Consider the following 17,408-nt stretch of genomic DNA (forward strand, 5'->3'; position numbering starts at 1 on the left):
ATGAAGGGTATGGATGCTAAAACAGGAAAAACGTTAGAAGGAATAGAGCACTTAAAGCAGTCGATAATTGATATACTGACCACTCCTATTAACAGTAGAATAATGAGGAGAGATTATGGGTCAAGACTATTTGAATTAGTAGATAAGCCAATAAATAGAGATTTAACTTTGGAAATCTATTCAGCAGTAGCAGAAGCTCTACAAAGGTGGGAGGAAAGATTTAAGCTAGAAAAAGTAAAAATGACAGAGGTGAAAGAAGGAAAAGTAACGCTTGACCTAGAAGGATTATACTTACCAAGCGGGAAAAACATTCATTTTGATGAAATTGTAGTTTAAAGATGCAGCAGCTAAATATTGTAGAAAAGCCAAATTTCGAGGAAATATTTTCAAGAATGAAAGAAGAGTTAGTCCGTAGAGATGAAACCTTTTCAGGATTAGTAGAATCGGATCCAGCAGTGAAAGTTCTGGAGGTAGCAGCATGGCGAGAACTTTTACTCAGACAAAGGATAAACGAAGCTGTAAAGGGTAATTTACTTAAATTTGCAACGGGAGAAGATCTTGATAACTTAGCTGAGTTTTATGGAGTGGAAAGACAAAAAGAAGAAGAGGATGAAAGATTTAGAAAGAGGGTAAAAGCAAAAATAGCAGGTTGGTCAACAGGAGGAAGTAAGGAATATTATAAATATCATGCACTGTCAGCAGATAGTAGAGTAAAAGATGCACTAGTGGAATCAACTATACCAGGGAAAGTACAAATTTCAATCTTATCAACACAATTATCCACAACTGGCATAGCTTCAGAAGAGCTACTTGAAATTGTAAAAAAGCAGGTTACTAGAGATGATATAAGGGTTTTAACAGATACAGTAACAGTAATTGGTTGCAATATTACGGAAATAGATATTCACAGCAGAATGAGCATAAGTCCTGTAATATCGAAGGAGGAAATCAAGAAGCAGTTCATTAAGAAGTTTGAAGCAAATAGAAGGCTGGGATGGAATGTTACAAGATCTTGGATAATAGCAAATTTGTTTGTAGAGGGTGTAGAAAACGTAGAATTAATCGAGCCAAGAGAGGATGTTGTGGTTCTGGGGAATGAGTGTGCAGTGCTTGGCTACGTCAAGTTAGATAGGATTTAAAACGTATTTTTTTGTTTTGTGGAATCGTACCAGTGAGGGGATTGCGTGCAATAAGTGGTTTAAGGTTTACTGGATCCAATGTTAGGGAGAGGAAAGTATTGATTTTCTTCCAGAAGTTGTAATTTGTTTTTTAAAGTATGGATAATATGGTCAAATATTAAGGAAAGTGTTTTTGATATTAAGAACATCTTTATTTTTGATCAGTTCTGCAATGATCTCTTGCTTACTCATAAGCTACCTAAATAAAGGAAATTAAAGCAACTTGAAAGAAAAGACAAATGAAAAGTTTATTACCGCCAAACGCAACAAAGCAAGAGCAAGCACTGGTTGATGCAATAGATTATAAGGTTGATCCAAGCTGTATCAAAGGATTTAAGTTTAATCTTAAAGAAGAAACATTGCCGTGGTTGATTGAGGAATATGAATTGGGGGAAATACTACGTTGGATAAAGGATAAAAGAAAAGCCGTAGTAGAAGGAGTAAAATTTCAAAGACTGAGAGGAACTCCAGCATCACTAAAAATAGCATTAAAATGGGCAAATATAGAAGATATTACAATTATTGAAGAGCCACCCGGTAAACACTTTTTTGAGTTGCAAGTAGGGATAAAAGAGGTACCAAATGACTTCTTCGTGGATGCAGTAGTAGAGCTGGCAAAACTATCACTGCCTGTAAGATCCAGATTGATGAGGATTTTTAACGATTATTATAATGTGCAGAGATTTATATTGGATGAGAGTTTATTTGGAGATCTTCTTTCTGATTATTCAGGGGTAAAAATAGAAAAAGATGGACCAGTGTTATCATTTGGAAGAGTAAATTTTTTCAGGTCTAGTGGTCCAGTTATTAGGATTATAGAAAACTATCTACGCGATCATTATGAACGAGCTTTAAGCAATGATATATATCGCCTAGATGTAGCAATCCTTGGAGAAACCGAGCCTCACACAAGGGATTATAAAGGCATCTATGAAAGAGATCATTTGTGGTACAACTTAAAAGCACTATATCCATTACCACAGAGTTTATTACCATCGATTAAATTTGCAAAAGCGCAGATAGTATTATCAGACAGTTGGGATTTAGGAGACATAAATACGTGCTTTCCAGTAAGTAGCGTAGAAGAAAGAGGAAATAAATTTGTATTGGGAAGCGATAAACTTTCAGGGCAATATTGGAATTTAAAACATAAGCCAATTTTAGAAAGATTTAGCGTTACTCACAACTATAAAGTAGAAAATTATACAGATCAGAAGGTCAGAAAATATGTTTTAGCAGAACACAACGTTTACTATAAAAATGATTTGGATTCAGAGCAAAAAGACTCAATACACGAATTAGAAAAGCACATTTTAGTATTTTACCCGGGAGTACTGAAGTGGCATGAACATCGACATTTGCACAGAAGTTGGAAAGATAGTCGAATAATATCTATAATAAGTTAAGTACTTATATTTAGATACTCATATATTATATTAATAATAGGTAAAAGTGTATGAAATAAAAAAACGGACTTGCTTTCTCATGCTAAAAAGGACATGACTTGAATAGCAGCAGGTAAACATAAGAAATTTATCTGGCGCTAGAAAAGCTAATTTTGTGAGGTATGAAATGAGTTTTAGCAAGAGTAAGTTTTTTAAAGAAGTATCAAGTAACGATATTAATAAAAGAAATGAAGAAGGAGAAACGATCTTGCATCAAGCAGTAGAAATCTCCGATTACAAAACAGTGAGATTATTAATAAAAAAAGGGGCAGAGGTTAATGCAAGAGATAAAAATGGTTATACACCTCTGCACTGTGCAGTATTCGCAAAAAGTTTAGAAAATGTAAAAGTACTGCTAAGAGAAGGAGCAGAAGTAAATGCCACTCAATATGTTACTGGATGTACGCCACTGCACTCTGCGTGCAAAATAGGAGGAGCAGGAGTTGAAATAATAAAAGAGCTAGTAAAGGCAGGAGCTGAAGTTAATCAACTGAATAAGTATGGTGCAACACCAATGTATTACATCTGGGAAAGTGAAAAGTATCGTCTATGTGATAGCAAAGAGAGTGAAAAGGCGAGTAAATTTTTGAGAGAAAAAGGAGGAATAACAAAAAGTAGAGAACTGACGTGCTATGGAATAGAGAGGCTAGTGGGAGAAATAGCAGACATGTTGAATGGAAGCTACATGCCGGAGCTAAAAATAATAGAGATAGGAGAAATAAGGAAGAGAGACAAATCGCTAATAAAGAAAGAATGTAAAAATTTAGCAAGCAAAATAATGAGCCAAGTGAACGAAATGATAGATGAGGTAGCGAAAAGGAAGGTTTAAAAGAGGGATTTAAATTTAAAGAAAAGGTGAGGTGGATTATGTTAAAGCTTGGCAAATTTAATAGGTCAGCAAAAGAATTATTAGAGAACTCATATGAAAATATTTATGAAAGAGACGAGAAGGAAAGAACAGCTCTGCATTATGCAGTAGAAGTAAAAACAGTGAAGTTATTAGTTGAAAAAGGAGTGAATGTGAATGCAGCAGATGTGAAAGGATACACAGCACTGCACCTAGCGGTAACGGAGAAACGTCTAGAAATCGTGAGGGAATTGATAAAATCAGGAGCAGAGGGTGTGCCGTAGAGACACAAAGAATGTTCAAGTAAGAGCAAACTAAGTGCAAAAGCTGCACAGTAGATGAGGGTAGGTCCCTCGGAGCCGGTTTACAAGAGCAGGCTTCAAACAACCATAAGCTGCTTTGGTAAAGAGCCAAGGTAGTGAGCGTTATGGAAAAGGCATAATTATATGTCATGTAAGGAATAGAGAGATGAACGAAAGTGAACCACTGATGAAGTGTCGAAACCTTTTAAATGACGTCAAAACCAGGGGGTCGTTTGTAACCTGGGATAAATCTATCGGGAGCTTGTTTACTGGATAGATGGCGTCCGGCATAAAGGTGGCATGAATCTATTTCAGGCTATTGTGTGGAACTACGGGAACCTGTCGTTTCGATGATAAGGGAGAAATCCAAGGAGCTAAACTCTAAGGATGAGAGTACCGATGCGAAAAACAGGGGCGGATCAGCTCGTAGTAGTGAAGAAGTTTCTGTAATGGAAATGGAGCGAAGGAGCTGAGTTATTCAGTTTTAATTATGTATCAACCGAAAGGGAGGAGTTAATGAATAAAACAAAGTCTTTTGATATACCAAAGCAACTTATTTGTAGGGCTTATAAACAAGTATCGAAAAATAAAGGTGCGGCTGGTGTGGATGAGGTTTCGATAACAAAGTTTGAAGAAAATCTAAAAGATAATCTGTACAAACTATGGAATAGGATGTCATCCGGAAGTTATTTTCCAGAGCCGGTAAAAGCTGTTGCGATACCAAAAGATACAGGAGGGCAAAGAATTTTATGTGTTCCTTCAGTATTCGACAGGATAGGGCAAACGGCTGCTGCTATGTATCTAGAGCCGCTGGTAGAACCAAAATTTCATGAGGATTCATATGGTTATAGACCAAATAAGTCTGCACTGGATGCGGTAGATACAGCTCGTAAAAGATGCTGGAGGTACGATTGGACGATAGATCTTGATATATCTGGATTTTTCGACAATTTGGACCACGGCTTGGCATTGCAAGCTATCAAAAAGCACACAGACTGCAAATGGGTCATACTGTATGTTGAGAGGTGGATGAAAGCCCCCATTCAGCAAGCAGATGGCAGTAAGGTAGTTAGGGATAAAGGAGTTCCGCAAGGAGGTTCAGTTAGCCCAATCATCTCTAATATATTCATGCATCATGTGTTTGATATATGGATGAAAAAGAACTACCCGACAGTACCATTTGAGAGGTATGTGGATGATGCGATAGTGCACTGCAGAACAGAGAAACAGGCAGAGTTTGTGAAAGTAATGATCGAAGAAAGATTGGCTGAGTATAAGTTGAAATTGCATCCTGAAAAGACACAGATAGTGTACTGTAAGGATGACAATAGGAGTGGTGAATTTCCTAAACAAAGTTTTAATTTTCTGGGTTACACATTCAGACCCAGGTTAGCAAGAAATAAAATAGGGAAGTATTTTGTTTCATTTCTTCCAGCAATTAGCAACAAGGCCAAGAAAAAGATTACTACAACCATAAGGTCATGGAAAATGCTACGAAATACGCATATAACATTAGAGGAGATATCAGGAAAAGTAAATCCAATAGTCAGAGGCTGGTATCAGTACTATGGCAAATTTTACAGAACTGAAGTATACAAATCTCTAAAGAATATAGAGCGGCATCTAGAAAAGTGGGTGAAAAGGAAATATAAGAGACTCAGGAGTCACGGAAGACTAGCAAGACAATTTCTAGGAAAGGTGAGAAAGAGGTCTCCGGATATTTTCTATCACTGGACACTAGGGTTAGGCCAAAAGGCTGAATAATGGAAGCTGTATAAATCGAGAGGTTTACGTACAGTTTTGCGAGAGACTGGTGGGGAAGTTCCACTGGTCTACTCTCCTGAATGCTGAGGAATATGGAAATAAATGCATACCTCTACACCTTGCGTGCATGGTAGGTGAAAAAGAAATAGTGGAGGAGCTGGTAAAAGCTGGAGGAGAAATAGAGCAAGCGGATAAATTTGGAATGATAGCGATGGATTATGCTAAAAATAGCAAAAAGATAACCGAGGTATTAAAGAAAGAAACAGACAGAATTGAAAAGTTATTTGAACAGCAAAGTAGGAAATCTTCTATGAGAGGCTAAAAGCATGGAGAAAGAAATAGAAAAGAAGGTAATGAATTTAGAGAAAAAAGCGTTGGTAGAGTTGAGAAGAATATGGAAGAAGGTATTTGGGGAAGAAGCGCCTAGATACTCAAAGAAATATCTGATACCGAGATTAGCTTATAGAATGCAGGAAAAAGCGTATGGAGAAATGTCAAGAAAGGGAACAAAAAGACTAGAGTATCTGGCAGATCGGCTAGAAAGGGGAAAGAGAATAAGTAGCGACAAATTACCAGTAGAAGGGACAGAATTAATACTAGAGAGAGGGGAAGAGACTCATACAGTAATGGTAACAGATAAGGGTTTAATCTACCGAGAAGAATTTTTCACATCATTATCAGCAGTAGCCGGGAAAATAATGGGAATGAGCTACAACGGACCTTTATTATTCGGTATGCGTGATAAAAATGAAAATTGAAGAGAATAAAATGCTAAAAGAAGTAAGGTGTGCGATATATACAAGAAAATCAAATGAGGATGGGCTAGAACAAAAGTTTAACAGTCTTGATGCCCAGCGAGTAGCATGTGAAAAGTACATAAAGAGCAGAGAAGGCTGGGTAGCATTGGCAAAAAGGTACGATTATGGCGGATATTCAGGGAAAAATTTAGAAAGACCAGCGATAAAGGAATTGTTTGAAGATGTTAAAGGAGGAGAAGTAGATTGTGTGGTAGTATATACGCTAGATAGGCTCTCGAGAGAAACAAAAGACAGCATCGAAGTAACGTCATTTTTTAGAAGGCATAGAGTAAATTTTGTAGCAGTAACGCAGATATTTGATAATAATACGCCAATGGGAAAGTTTGTACAAACAGTGTTATCAGGAGCAGCACAGTTAGAAAGAGAGATGATAGTAGAGAGAGTAAAAAATAAAATAGCAACATCAAAGGAGCAGGGGTTATGGATGGGTGGAACTTTGCCGCTAGGGTATGATGTGAAAGATAAAGAATTAATAATAAATGAAAAAGAAGCAAAGACGGTGAAACATATATTTGATAGGTACATGGAGCTGAAATCAATGGCAGAACTGGCAAGAGAGTTAAATAGCCAAGGGTACCGAACAAAATCAGATATCTTTAAAAAGGCCACGGTAAGGAGAATAATAACAAATCCAACATATATGGGAAAAATCAGACATTATGAGAAGCAATATGAAGGGAAGCATGAGGCAATAATAGAACAAGAAAAATGGCAAAAAGCGCAAGAATTAATAAAGAATCAGCCATATAGAAAAGCAAAATATGAGGAAGCGCTACTAAAGGGGATAATAAAGTGCAAGAGCTGTGATGTAAATATGACGTTGACCTATGCAAAAAAGGAAAATAAAAGGTACCGATATTATGTGTGCAATAACCATTTAAGGGGGAAGGATTGTGGATCAGTGAACAGAACAATAATTGCTGGAGAAGTGGAAAAAGAAGTGATGAAGAAAGCTGAACAGCTATATGAAAAATGGGAAGAAGAGTAGAGAAATCTAAGTTTTGGAAAGCAGAAAGAAGTAGTGAAAAAGTTAATAAAGGGAGTAATGGTAAGAGAGGATGGAATAGAAGTGAGTTCAGAGGATAAGATAGAATTTATACCAATAAAAAAGAAAGGAAACAAATGTACAGTAGTAGAGCCAGAAGGAAAAACAAATAATGCGCTACTGAAAACAGTGGTAAGAGCCTACCTGTGGAAACGGCAACTAGAGGAAGGAAAATACGCAAATATAAAAGAGCTAAGTGCCAAAATTAATATAGGTACAAGACGTATACAGCAAATTTTAAGATTAAATTATTTAGCTCCAAAAATAAAGGAAGACATAGTAAAGGGGAGGCAGCCAAGAGATTTGAAGTTAGCTGAATTAAGGGAAATACCGATGCTTTGGGGTGAGCAATTGAAGAAATTTTACGGCTTAGCATCGTAACGTTTATAAAAACAACAATATGAAAAAACATCGAAAAAAGTATGTGCCAGAAAATTAAAAAAGGGAACGTTCAAAAAAGTGTGTCAAGCCGCATTTTTAGTTCAACTCAATTTTCAATCTATCTGGAAAGAAAATATCAAGTTGAGACATAGTTAAAGCCCAATTAGGGAGAGCCATAATCCACTTTTGCTCTACCTTTTTTATAGCACAATATACCTGTTTGTACAAGGCATTTGTACTAGTAAATGAACCCTTAGTTTTAGTAAATTTCCTGATTTGTCTATGCAACCCCTCAATTGGATTAGTGGTGTAAATCAGCTTCCTAACTGGCCCAGAATACTTAAAATAACTGGATAAGTTTTCCCAATTGTTCTGCCAGGATTTTATAACTAAAGGATACTTTTCTCCCCATTTTTCTTCCAGCTCAAGCAGATAATTCTCAGCAATTTCTTTACTTGAAGCACGATATATTTTTTTCAGATCATTCATGAAAACTTTTACATCTTTACTGGATACATATTTCAGAGAATTTCTTATTTGGTGTACTATACATAGCTGCACTTCTGCACTGGGAAATACACTGTTGATGGCTGCAGGAAAGCTTTTTAGCCCATCTACACATGCAATCAGAATATCTTCTACTCCTCTTTCTTTGAGGTCATTTAAAACTCCCAACCAGAAGTTAGCTCCCTCACTTTCAGCCAGATAAAAACCTAATACTTCTTTTCTGCCATTTTGATTTATACCCAATATATTATACATGCATTTACTTACGCAATGTCCGTCCTCCTTGACCTTAAAAAACATGCCATCCATGAACACTATTGGATACACTGATTGCAGTGGACGGCTGCGCCATTCATTGATTATTGGTAGCAGTTTATCAGTAATACTGGATATCTCTGCTGCTGATATTTTATGGTCATATATTTCCTCAACGTGTGAAGCTATGTCTCTGTATCCCATGCCACTGGCGTATGTACTTAAGACCTTTGCTTCAAGTTCTGGATGTAGGCTTGTTTGCCTTTTTTTGACTATTTGCGGTTCAAAGCTTCCTTCTCTGTCTCTTGGTGTTAATAGTTCAAATGAGCCTGAACTTGTACGTAAAGTTTTTGCATTCCTTCCATTTCTTCGGTTATTTTCTTCACTTTTAGCTGACATGTGGCTTTCTATTTCACCTTCCAGACTTGCCTCTAGCAACCTTTTTATAAACGGTGTTAATGCTCCATCTCTTCCTGTCAATGGTCTTCCTTCTCGTATAGATGACAGGATATTTGTTTCTAATTCTTTATAATCTACCAAACCAGTAGTTCTATTTGCTTGACTCATATCAAACCTCCATTTTTTATATCAATTTATTACTTTTTTTTTCGGTTTGACACACTTTTTTGAACGTTCCCTTAAAAAAGGTTATTGCAAAAGGAGCTACTACAAAGAGCCACACAAAAAGATGTTGAAATTGATACAGAAGAGCAAATAAATGTTACAAAATCAATTATGCGAAAATATCAATATAAATGATGAAGATTTTGACATATTAGCTGCAACAGCGGTAGAAGATGTATCCAATTTTAGCTGCATATTTTAATAGTAGATCTGGAGAGAAATTCTGTAAAAGGCGGCTCAGCCAATTGTATGTTCCATATCCTCATTTTGTAGCCAGCTTAAAAACAATATAAAAGAGTATTCTTAAAAGATCATAGACATTGATACGAACTCCTTAATCTATAAATTACAGTAGTTTATATTTAAATAATAATCTTCAACTTTTTTAGCAAATTAATCTACCTAGAAACTTCTCTCCTAGGATCAGAAGTCCTTCTTAACTCTTCACGTTCTGTCCATTTGTTGTTAGACTCGGTTATTACCTCAGGGCGCATTAATCCACCAGATCTTTCAAAGTACCCATTTTCAATAGCATCATAAACCAAATCTTCACCAAGTGCGCAATCATTACCTAATTCTTCTTTTCGATCTTTGAATTTTTCTAATATTTCCTCTCTATTACTCACTTTTACTATAATTTTGCTTTTATCCTGTATGTCAGGATACAGTCTAACATCTACATTTCCCAAACTAGTATAGAAGGTTAATACTATATCGCTGCCTTCTGTAAGATCTGTGTAATACCTTATTCCACCTTCAGTTTGAATTTCTACTTCACTACTACCGATCTTTACTATATTTCTTCCACACTTTACATCTCCATCGGTTAGACCTAAATCCCTTGCCCCATCTGTTATCTTTATAATGTCTATTTTACTATCTTTAGAATATTCTAAGTAAAAAACGGAGTTGTCTACTCTTGCATCTTTTAGCTCGCTATTGGTTGCACTTTTTGCGATTTCAATAAACTTATGAGAATTGCTAATATAATCTCTATAAGCTTTTTTTAGGTTAGTTTTATGCTCTTTAAATTCTGATGTCAGTGTGTTAGCATCAACTTTATTACCAAACACTGCCCCTTTTGATACTAATTGACATATTATATTACTAGCAACTTTAGGATTTTTTTCTAATTCACTGATTTTTTTCATCACATAATCGGTAAAAGTGTACTCATTACCTGAAAAGAAATCTTGTGAAAGAGAATAGTTTAATCGTACACCAGACTTTATAGCATCGTTTACAATCTTTTCAAGTTCAGCCATATTTTGAGCCTGAAACACCTTATCAGAAAACTCATTTAACTTTTCCTTTTGATTTGAGGTTAAATTAACGAGTAATTTACTGACCTGTCCTTTCTTTTGCTGACGATAAATAATATTTTTATCATAATCTAATGCTCCTGCTTCTAGAAATATTTTTCTTAACTCTTGAGCAAGATCTTCATTATCCCAAGCAAAACGATCAACATACGAAAACACTTTTGATTCACCCATTCCTTGCCTAATATTTAGCACTACTTTTAGGTCCGAATCTCTTTTATGCTTACTTAAAAACTCCTTTAAATTTTTAGTGCAGTCTGAATCACACACAAGTAAGTCATACAATTCCTTATTCATCTTTTTCTGTTTATCAGTTAAAAATAATTCTTCAATATCATAGCAGAGGTTATTAGTTGCTATTCGTTGTGGAGTTTTGCCCTTTCTACTTGTTATATTAGGGTTAGCTCCTTTTAAGAGAAGAGAGTTTGCATTATTGTAATGACCTTTGGCAGCAGCAAGGTATAATGGTGTTTTTCCTTTATTATCTTGTATGTTAGGATCTGCGCCTGCTTCTAAGAGTAAATCTATAGCCTGATTTCCTGTGCGACGAAATCCACCAATATTTGCTCCTGCAATCGCATGCAATACTGTTGATTGAGATTCTCCTCTTCTTAGGTTAAGAATTACTTTTAAATCTTTATTGTTTCTATTATCATGTAAAAATTCTTCAAGAGGTTCAGTATTATCAAATGAACCACAGTTAGAAGCTAAACATTTTAGAGCACTAAGTAACTTTTTGTTTAAATTTTTTTGACTTGGCGTAAGATCGTGATCTAGAGCAAACCAAACACAAATTTGCTCGCTTAGTCCAAGTTTGCTATCAACTAAAGAAAGTAGTTCATTATGATTTCTAACTGATGGTAAATCTCCTGAGTACCACATATCATTCATCAGCTCATTTAATAAATGTTCTTTAGATGATAGATGTTCTATAATGGATTCATATTCAATATCATATAGTTCTGGTTTGGATTTTGGTTTTAGTAGATTGATGATAGATTTTACCATCCCAGTAGACTCACCCATACTTATCCCTCTAAGCTAAGATATATGATATATTGTATGCGATATGTAACATTAAGTCAATAACCATAATCTTTTTACTACTCACGTCGTTAAGCTTTTGTTAAGTTTTCATGGTGAGTAACAATGGAGTATATAGAGAGGTTAAAAGTTGCTTATGACTCCAAGTTTTAGCCAGTTTTACTATAGATCAACAAAATTGAGAAGCACTAGCGATATTTAATATATAGGAATATGATGCTTTAAAGGAGTGCAAAAACTGCTGAAGCTTATACAGTAACCTGCGGAGCCACTTCAGCAGAATAAAAAACACATGCCAGTATTAGTAGAGAATTATTTATAAGTCAACTAACTTTTTTAAAAAATATTTTAGTGAAAGTACCATGCTATAGTGTTTTCTAAAATAAATGATAGTGCACTAACATACAAACTCGCAGCTTTTAGGGGGTAATCTCGTAATGAAAATTTATCATTCATTTTCGAAACTACTATAGTTAGTGTTATAAAGAATTCAATTGTTTACTCCTATGATTGTTGTCAATAAGAAATTTCATATTTTGTAAAATCTTTGAAAATCCAGTTGTTTTTAAGAGTATAGAAAATAGTTGTGAGAAACTTCCTAGCAGTAGCAATAATAGCCTTAGCAGAACCACGCTTTTTTTTCACACGCTCGTAAAAACTTTTCAGATAAGGACTATAACGTATAGCAATCCAAGTACACTGTACTAAAGAAGTACGCCCAATTTTTGATCCACGTTTAGTAATTCTTCCAATTGTGCATTGTTGATTGGATTGAGAAACTCGCGGTACAACTCCAAAATAAGCTGTAAGTTTTTCAGGATTACTAAAATCATTAATATCACCAATTGTTGCAACAAAAACTGCTGCAGAAATCGCACCAATACCTTTAATGCTGATGAGATTATTAAATCCAGGAAGCTGCTGAGCAAAAGCTATAATTTCCTTTTCAAGTTTTTTGAGACTTTCTCGAATGACTTCCAGATTACTGCTAATCACTTCAATCTCAACCTTTTCCAAGTGACTCCAATCATGTTTACCAAGAGAGCATTCAAATCCCGCTTTGGTTGTCAGTACTTCCTTTTTAATCTTTATTCCGTGGTAATTGAAAAGTCCATGTATTTTATTGATTAAAGATACCCGTGATTTTACTAACTGATCTCTTGTTTTAAGAAGAGAAGCTAACTGTTGGCATTGTTTGCTCTTGCATTTTGCTTCAGGCAACATATCTTTGCTGAGAAAAAAAGCAATAGCTCTTGCATCATGTTTATCTGTTTTGTTCACAGAACGACGAATAACTTCAAATTGCAAGGGAGCAACCACAACAACGCGCTTAACGTAAGGTGACACTTCATCATAAAAGAAACAGCTATTTCCCGTTGCCTCTAAGGCTACTTCATCTGTTTCTTGAAGATTTTTGATAAAATTACCTAAATCCTGTAAGCGAAACGTTTTAATATACTCTGGTTTTTCCTGTTCTAAGTAGCAAGCAGTGAAACTATTAGTATGTAAATCAACACCTATGTAACGCATAAATCTTCTCCCTTATTGAATACTCCAACATATCAGAGTAGAATATTACCGGTTGGTCCATTCTCCTATACGCGGTCACTAAATTTTATAGGCCGCACGATGGTTTTCGGTGGCAGGGGCGATTAATCTCCTTCACGAGGTCTTTTTCCTATACTGCAAAAAGCAGAAAGGGCCTCACAAACATTTTCAATCTGCCACCTATCCACTCTGAGAAGGTATTATCTTCTCATGCTTCCAACCAAGCAATAACTATTCATACCACCTCCTTCAAAAAAGGTCATATATTTGTGAGAACAAGCCGCGTAAAAATAAGGTTATAAAAATAGAAGATTTAAATTATTTTCATAAGCTTAGGCAAAATAGTTCGTATATAGATATGGATGAAATAGGCAATGATCAAATTTACGTACAGGGCAAACTTAAATAAAAATGTGATATAAAAAGAAGTAAGACGACTATTTCTTAAGACTAGATCACTGATTAACTGCTCGAGATGGACCTGCTTGTTGAACATAAGGTTGTTGGAGATTACCTGGCTGTTGACCAAAAGCAACCACAGAACTATGTCTTACATCTACCTCTACAAACTCATCACTAATTTTTATAAGGGAACCTTCATCTGTTGCACCTTCATTAAAAACAGCATACACCAGTTTCACTTTGCCAGCATCAGTAATTACCTTATACGCTTCACCTTCTTTATATCTTGTCAACTGGTCCTTAGCCTCTTTTTCTTTTTTATCCAAATCTCCTTTCTTAGCAAATTTTAGCTCTATTCCAACTGGGGGGTATTCTTTTTTTTGATCAGTAGCATTTATAACCAACATAACATCCAACTTCTCTCCACCACCTATTTGAAATTCAGTAATAACTTTTATATTATCTTCTCCGTAGCTACTAAATAAACCATGCAATACAGCTTGAAATGTAGCCTCATTGCTTATTAATGATTTGAAAGGATGTAGTATATGAGAAATTTCTTCAAATAGTTTTTTGTAATCATCATATTTACCAGATTTTATAGCTTTGCTCAAAGCTGCTTTAAATTTTTTATTTTCCACAATTGGAGTAAAATTACCTTGTAAAATTTCTTTACCTCTTTTATATTTATCCAATGAGTCATACGTATTTACTGTAATCCCCTTATTCTTATTACAGTACTGATCAAATGGATTCTTATTACTAGGTGTATCATCCAGATGGCAATTCACCTCACTTATTTTTATATCTTTAATTTTTTTAACTCCGTCTATATTTTCAATGGGACTGATTTTATTATCTTTCATCGCCTCTACTTCATGTATAACGAAATTACCCAAAGCAGCTTTTAAGCTTTTTTTATTATCTTCAGACATCTCAGTAATATTCAATATAAGTACTTTATTACCTAAAATTAATACGGTAGTCGTAACACAATCTAAAGCGTACTTATCTATAACGTTTGGACGATTTCTCGAGGTTCGTTCTGATGTACCTTGATTACAAATAAAAATACGTTTGCTTAATTTTTCATCTTCAATTCTATCAGGAATAAGCATTAACTGTCCTATAATAAACCGACTTACGTAATGTATATTATCACTACCTCCATTGCTCCAAACAATTCCATAGTAAAGATACTCTAGCTGTGTTCTTATCACCTCAGCATTCGCTGCTTCAGTGCCAAGTAACTTTTCTATTACAGAATTACCTTCTCGACTAAGAAAATTTTCTACATCAATTTTAACATTTTCGTGATGAACCATGTCAAAATTTAATCCTACACAAATAGCTTCATTAGCTATAGTAATCATTCTTATAGAGTTAGAAAAAGAGCCCTTAACATAATCTTGTGCTTGCTTCAATGCTTTTATCACTGTACTTATCTCACCAGTACCTGCTTTAAGCTCAATAATAATAGGAATAGAGCTTAGCGACTTATCAGAACCGCGCACAAGTAAAATAATGTCTGCGTAACCTTTTCCAGCAAATAATTCGAGATAAAGTTTTAGGTGAAAACGATACTTAAAATTTATCAAAAACCCAGCTAAAAACCCATGATGACTTGATTCTTTACCGCTAAATAGAGTTTCTTTTTCATATTTCTTATAGACATTTGTAATATAATTAAACATTCTTCTAGCGTTCTTTTTTACTTCTTCGAAATCTTGATTACTCAATTTTGAAATTAAGCTCTCTAGGTCTTGTTGGTCACGATCTTTTTCTATTTCTGTAAAACCTTTTTGTGAATAATCAGTCTTTTTACTAAAAGCTGGATCAACCTTTCCGTACTTTACTTCTTTTCCTGTAATTGTTATTTCATGCTCTTCTTTTTCTAGTTTATCAAACTCTGCTCCCATTTTCCATTTCTGTGCTATTTTTTCTAACTCTCCTTGAGAGAACTTTAGATGCATGTTACCATCAACTTGATCAGACACCGTTATACACTTAAGTCCCTCATTAGTTAATATAGCTATTTTTAAAGTTCTATTATCATCAAAACGAAAATGAAGTTTTTTGATACCAATTTTAGTAGCAAGTTCTGTGTCTAATACAGTAGCAAACATACCAAAAAAGAAACTAGGGAAAAAGCCTGGCTTTCCAACTGAATGCAAAAAAGAAGGAGATTGATTGATAAACGATTGGAACCTTTTTTGAAAATCTAGGAACTCGTCTTTTGATTTATTTCTCATTAACAGAAGCTGTACCAACTCAAGCGGCTTGACATTACTTGGCATATTACTCTCCTATTTGCTATGGCCTAAAGATTTTATATTATATGGGGTATCAGTCGTACTGAGACTTGACTGTGGCAAAGTATCACCAGCTTCACGCAAAATTGATTCTTTAGAAGCTTCTTGAGCTAATTTAGAAAATACTTGTTCTCCTAATTGCAATTTTTTACCCCCATGAAATAACTGAATTTTACTTAATACAGAATCTTTAACCTTTATCATCTCTTCACCACTCATTTCTTTTACGTGCTTTAATATCTTCCCTAATATTTCTTCTTTACTTACCCCTTGTCTACTTGGATCCACAATTAAATTTGCTATTGTATATGTAACTGAATAGTCTACAAAAATAGAGGAAATAGATTGCTCCCCGCGGTCTTGAGTTTTTAATTTTATTATACGTTCCCAAACATTCATCATACATTTTTTTGTTTCTTCAGACAGATCTGGATTCTTCAGTACTTGATCCGATAATGAAGATAAAAAAGTTGTGTAACGTTCACATTCAATCTGACTACACAATCGGCTTAATTCCATAAAAGAATCAAAGTAATACTGACCTACTAGCACATTCAACACTGCATAATAAGTATTTTCCTTATAATCTCTATTTAGTAATTTTTTCTTTTGTTCATCATCCATTTTAGACAGGCAAAACTCTATGGTGTCTACTTCTTTGTAACCCTTTACTGCAGATAAAGCTGCTTCAATTAACAGATCATCTTTATCTTGACTAGAAATATTAGGATCTCTGTGCAATTTATTATAAAAGTATTCTATACCCTCTTCCCAATTTTTACGTGAGTTTACTCGTATGGCTTCTTTTAAACCTTCAACTGTTGTATATTCGTTTAGTTTTCCAATCTGTTTATTAATAAGGGAAGACCAAAAAGCTTTTATAGGGCTACTCTCTTTATGGTGATCCAAAAGTTCATCTTTTAGCTCATCATCAGAAACATCTTCTTCAAATGCACTATTTTTAAACTTTATAAATACTTGCTCAAATAATCTAGGTATCTCACCTTCTAAGCAGTATTTACATGCTAAGTAATATCTTTTAGAAATGTTTAATGGATTCTCTTTTCCATTTTTATTTTTTTCTTCAGTTAACCTTTCACCAACAATTTCATTTTTTAATCTTACTCCATCCCAACAAGAATTATCAGAGAATATATCAGAAAAAAAAATTAGTTTTTCCTCATCAAAATCTTCAATTAATTGAATATAAACCCTCAACCATCTTTCTACTCTAAGATGTTTTCTTGCTTTAACTTGATTATCGTCGCCTTTAATAGCACCTTTTAATATATCAAGTATTTTATTGTAATTGTGATCCAAACCAGATTCCATACCCGCAACCCCATTTTGTATTTTAATATAAACTTTAGTCTAGTAAATTATCGTTGCCAAGCCAATCTTTTTCTCCAAACCTTACCACTGCACAACAGGAAATTTCTTGAGAGCCAAGTATGATATTTTCATTCTAATAATTAATTATTATAAAACATTTTTATTTACGAAAAAATAGACCTTGTTGTAACTAAAGAAACGTCTATTTTAGTGCTGCAAAAATTTGAATTATTGACTCTTTCTAAAATTGCAAAAAAGGTCGTATATTTGCGAGAACAAGCC

12 protein-coding genes and 3 pseudogenes are annotated in these 17,408 nt (G+C 34.5%); 10 read left to right on the forward strand and 5 right to left on the reverse strand.

What is annotated here, in order from left to right:
- The 10 genes and pseudogenes from AABM58_RS05990 (at nucleotide 1) to AABM58_RS06035 (ending at nucleotide 7,780) form a co-directional block, all read left to right on the forward strand.
- Nucleotides 1-336, forward strand: a complete 336-nt coding sequence (locus tag AABM58_RS05990; RefSeq protein WP_264376986.1) for a GPW/gp25 family protein — start codon at nucleotides 1-3, stop codon at nucleotides 334-336.
- Between the two features lie 2 nt (nucleotides 337-338).
- Nucleotides 339-1,139: a baseplate assembly protein gene (locus AABM58_RS05995; protein WP_338406648.1), complete on the forward strand. Its 801-nt coding sequence runs from the start codon at nucleotides 339-341 to the stop codon at nucleotides 1,137-1,139.
- 278 nt (nucleotides 1,140-1,417) lie between these two features.
- Complete coding sequence (locus AABM58_RS06000) at nucleotides 1,418-2,584, forward strand: phage tail protein (protein ID WP_338406649.1); 1,167 nt, start codon at nucleotides 1,418-1,420, stop codon at nucleotides 2,582-2,584.
- Between the two features lie 166 nt (nucleotides 2,585-2,750).
- Entirely contained in the window at nucleotides 2,751-3,452 is a 702-nt protein-coding gene (locus AABM58_RS06005; RefSeq protein ID WP_338406650.1) for an ankyrin repeat domain-containing protein, read from the forward strand.
- A 38-nt stretch (nucleotides 3,453-3,490) separates the two neighbouring features.
- Nucleotides 3,491-3,736, forward strand: a pseudogene (locus AABM58_RS06010) (ankyrin repeat domain-containing protein); the annotation flags it as partial.
- Between the two features lie 386 nt (nucleotides 3,737-4,122).
- Nucleotides 4,123-4,245: a hypothetical protein gene (locus tag AABM58_RS06015; RefSeq protein ID WP_338405986.1), complete on the forward strand. Its 123-nt coding sequence runs from the start codon at nucleotides 4,123-4,125 to the stop codon at nucleotides 4,243-4,245.
- A 43-nt stretch (nucleotides 4,246-4,288) separates the two neighbouring features.
- Nucleotides 4,289-5,536, forward strand: a complete 1,248-nt coding sequence (gene ltrA / locus AABM58_RS06020) for a group II intron reverse transcriptase/maturase (protein WP_338405985.1) — start codon at nucleotides 4,289-4,291, stop codon at nucleotides 5,534-5,536.
- Between the two features lie 76 nt (nucleotides 5,537-5,612).
- A pseudogene (locus AABM58_RS06025) lies at nucleotides 5,613-5,858 on the forward strand (ankyrin repeat domain-containing protein); the annotation flags it as partial.
- Between the two features lie 4 nt (nucleotides 5,859-5,862).
- Nucleotides 5,863-6,294, forward strand: a complete 432-nt coding sequence (locus AABM58_RS06030) for a DUF2924 domain-containing protein (RefSeq protein ID WP_338406651.1) — start codon at nucleotides 5,863-5,865, stop codon at nucleotides 6,292-6,294.
- Nucleotides 6,295-6,304: 10 nt separating this feature from the next.
- Nucleotides 6,305-7,780, forward strand: a pseudogene (locus AABM58_RS06035) (recombinase family protein).
- 96 nt (nucleotides 7,781-7,876) lie between these two features.
- On the opposite strand, the gene AABM58_RS06040 reads toward AABM58_RS06035, so the two are convergent.
- The 5 genes from AABM58_RS06040 to AABM58_RS06060 form a co-directional block, all read right to left on the reverse strand.
- The gene (locus AABM58_RS06040; protein ID WP_214303132.1) at nucleotides 7,877-9,109 is read right to left on the reverse strand and encodes an IS256 family transposase; all 1,233 of its coding nucleotides are present in this window, start codon (nucleotides 9,107-9,109) and stop codon (nucleotides 7,877-7,879) included.
- A gap of 455 nt (nucleotides 9,110-9,564) precedes the next feature.
- Complete coding sequence (locus tag AABM58_RS06045) at nucleotides 9,565-11,514, reverse strand: ankyrin repeat domain-containing protein (RefSeq protein WP_338406652.1); 1,950 nt, start codon at nucleotides 11,512-11,514, stop codon at nucleotides 9,565-9,567.
- Between the two features lie 534 nt (nucleotides 11,515-12,048).
- Nucleotides 12,049-13,062, reverse strand: a complete 1,014-nt coding sequence (locus tag AABM58_RS06050) for an IS110-like element ISWpi14 family transposase (RefSeq protein WP_338406653.1) — start codon at nucleotides 13,060-13,062, stop codon at nucleotides 12,049-12,051.
- A gap of 473 nt (nucleotides 13,063-13,535) precedes the next feature.
- Nucleotides 13,536-15,734, reverse strand: coding sequence for a hypothetical protein (locus AABM58_RS06055; RefSeq protein WP_338406654.1), 2,199 nt, complete (start codon nucleotides 15,732-15,734; stop codon nucleotides 13,536-13,538).
- Between the two features lie 54 nt (nucleotides 15,735-15,788).
- Nucleotides 15,789-17,126, reverse strand: coding sequence for a hypothetical protein (locus AABM58_RS06060; RefSeq protein ID WP_338406655.1), 1,338 nt, complete (start codon nucleotides 17,124-17,126; stop codon nucleotides 15,789-15,791).
- Nucleotides 17,127-17,408: the final 282 nt, after the last annotated feature.

The sequence above is a fragment of the Wolbachia endosymbiont (group A) of Longitarsus flavicornis genome, assembly GCF_963931955.1.
Lineage (GTDB): Bacteria > Pseudomonadota > Alphaproteobacteria > Rickettsiales > Anaplasmataceae > Wolbachia.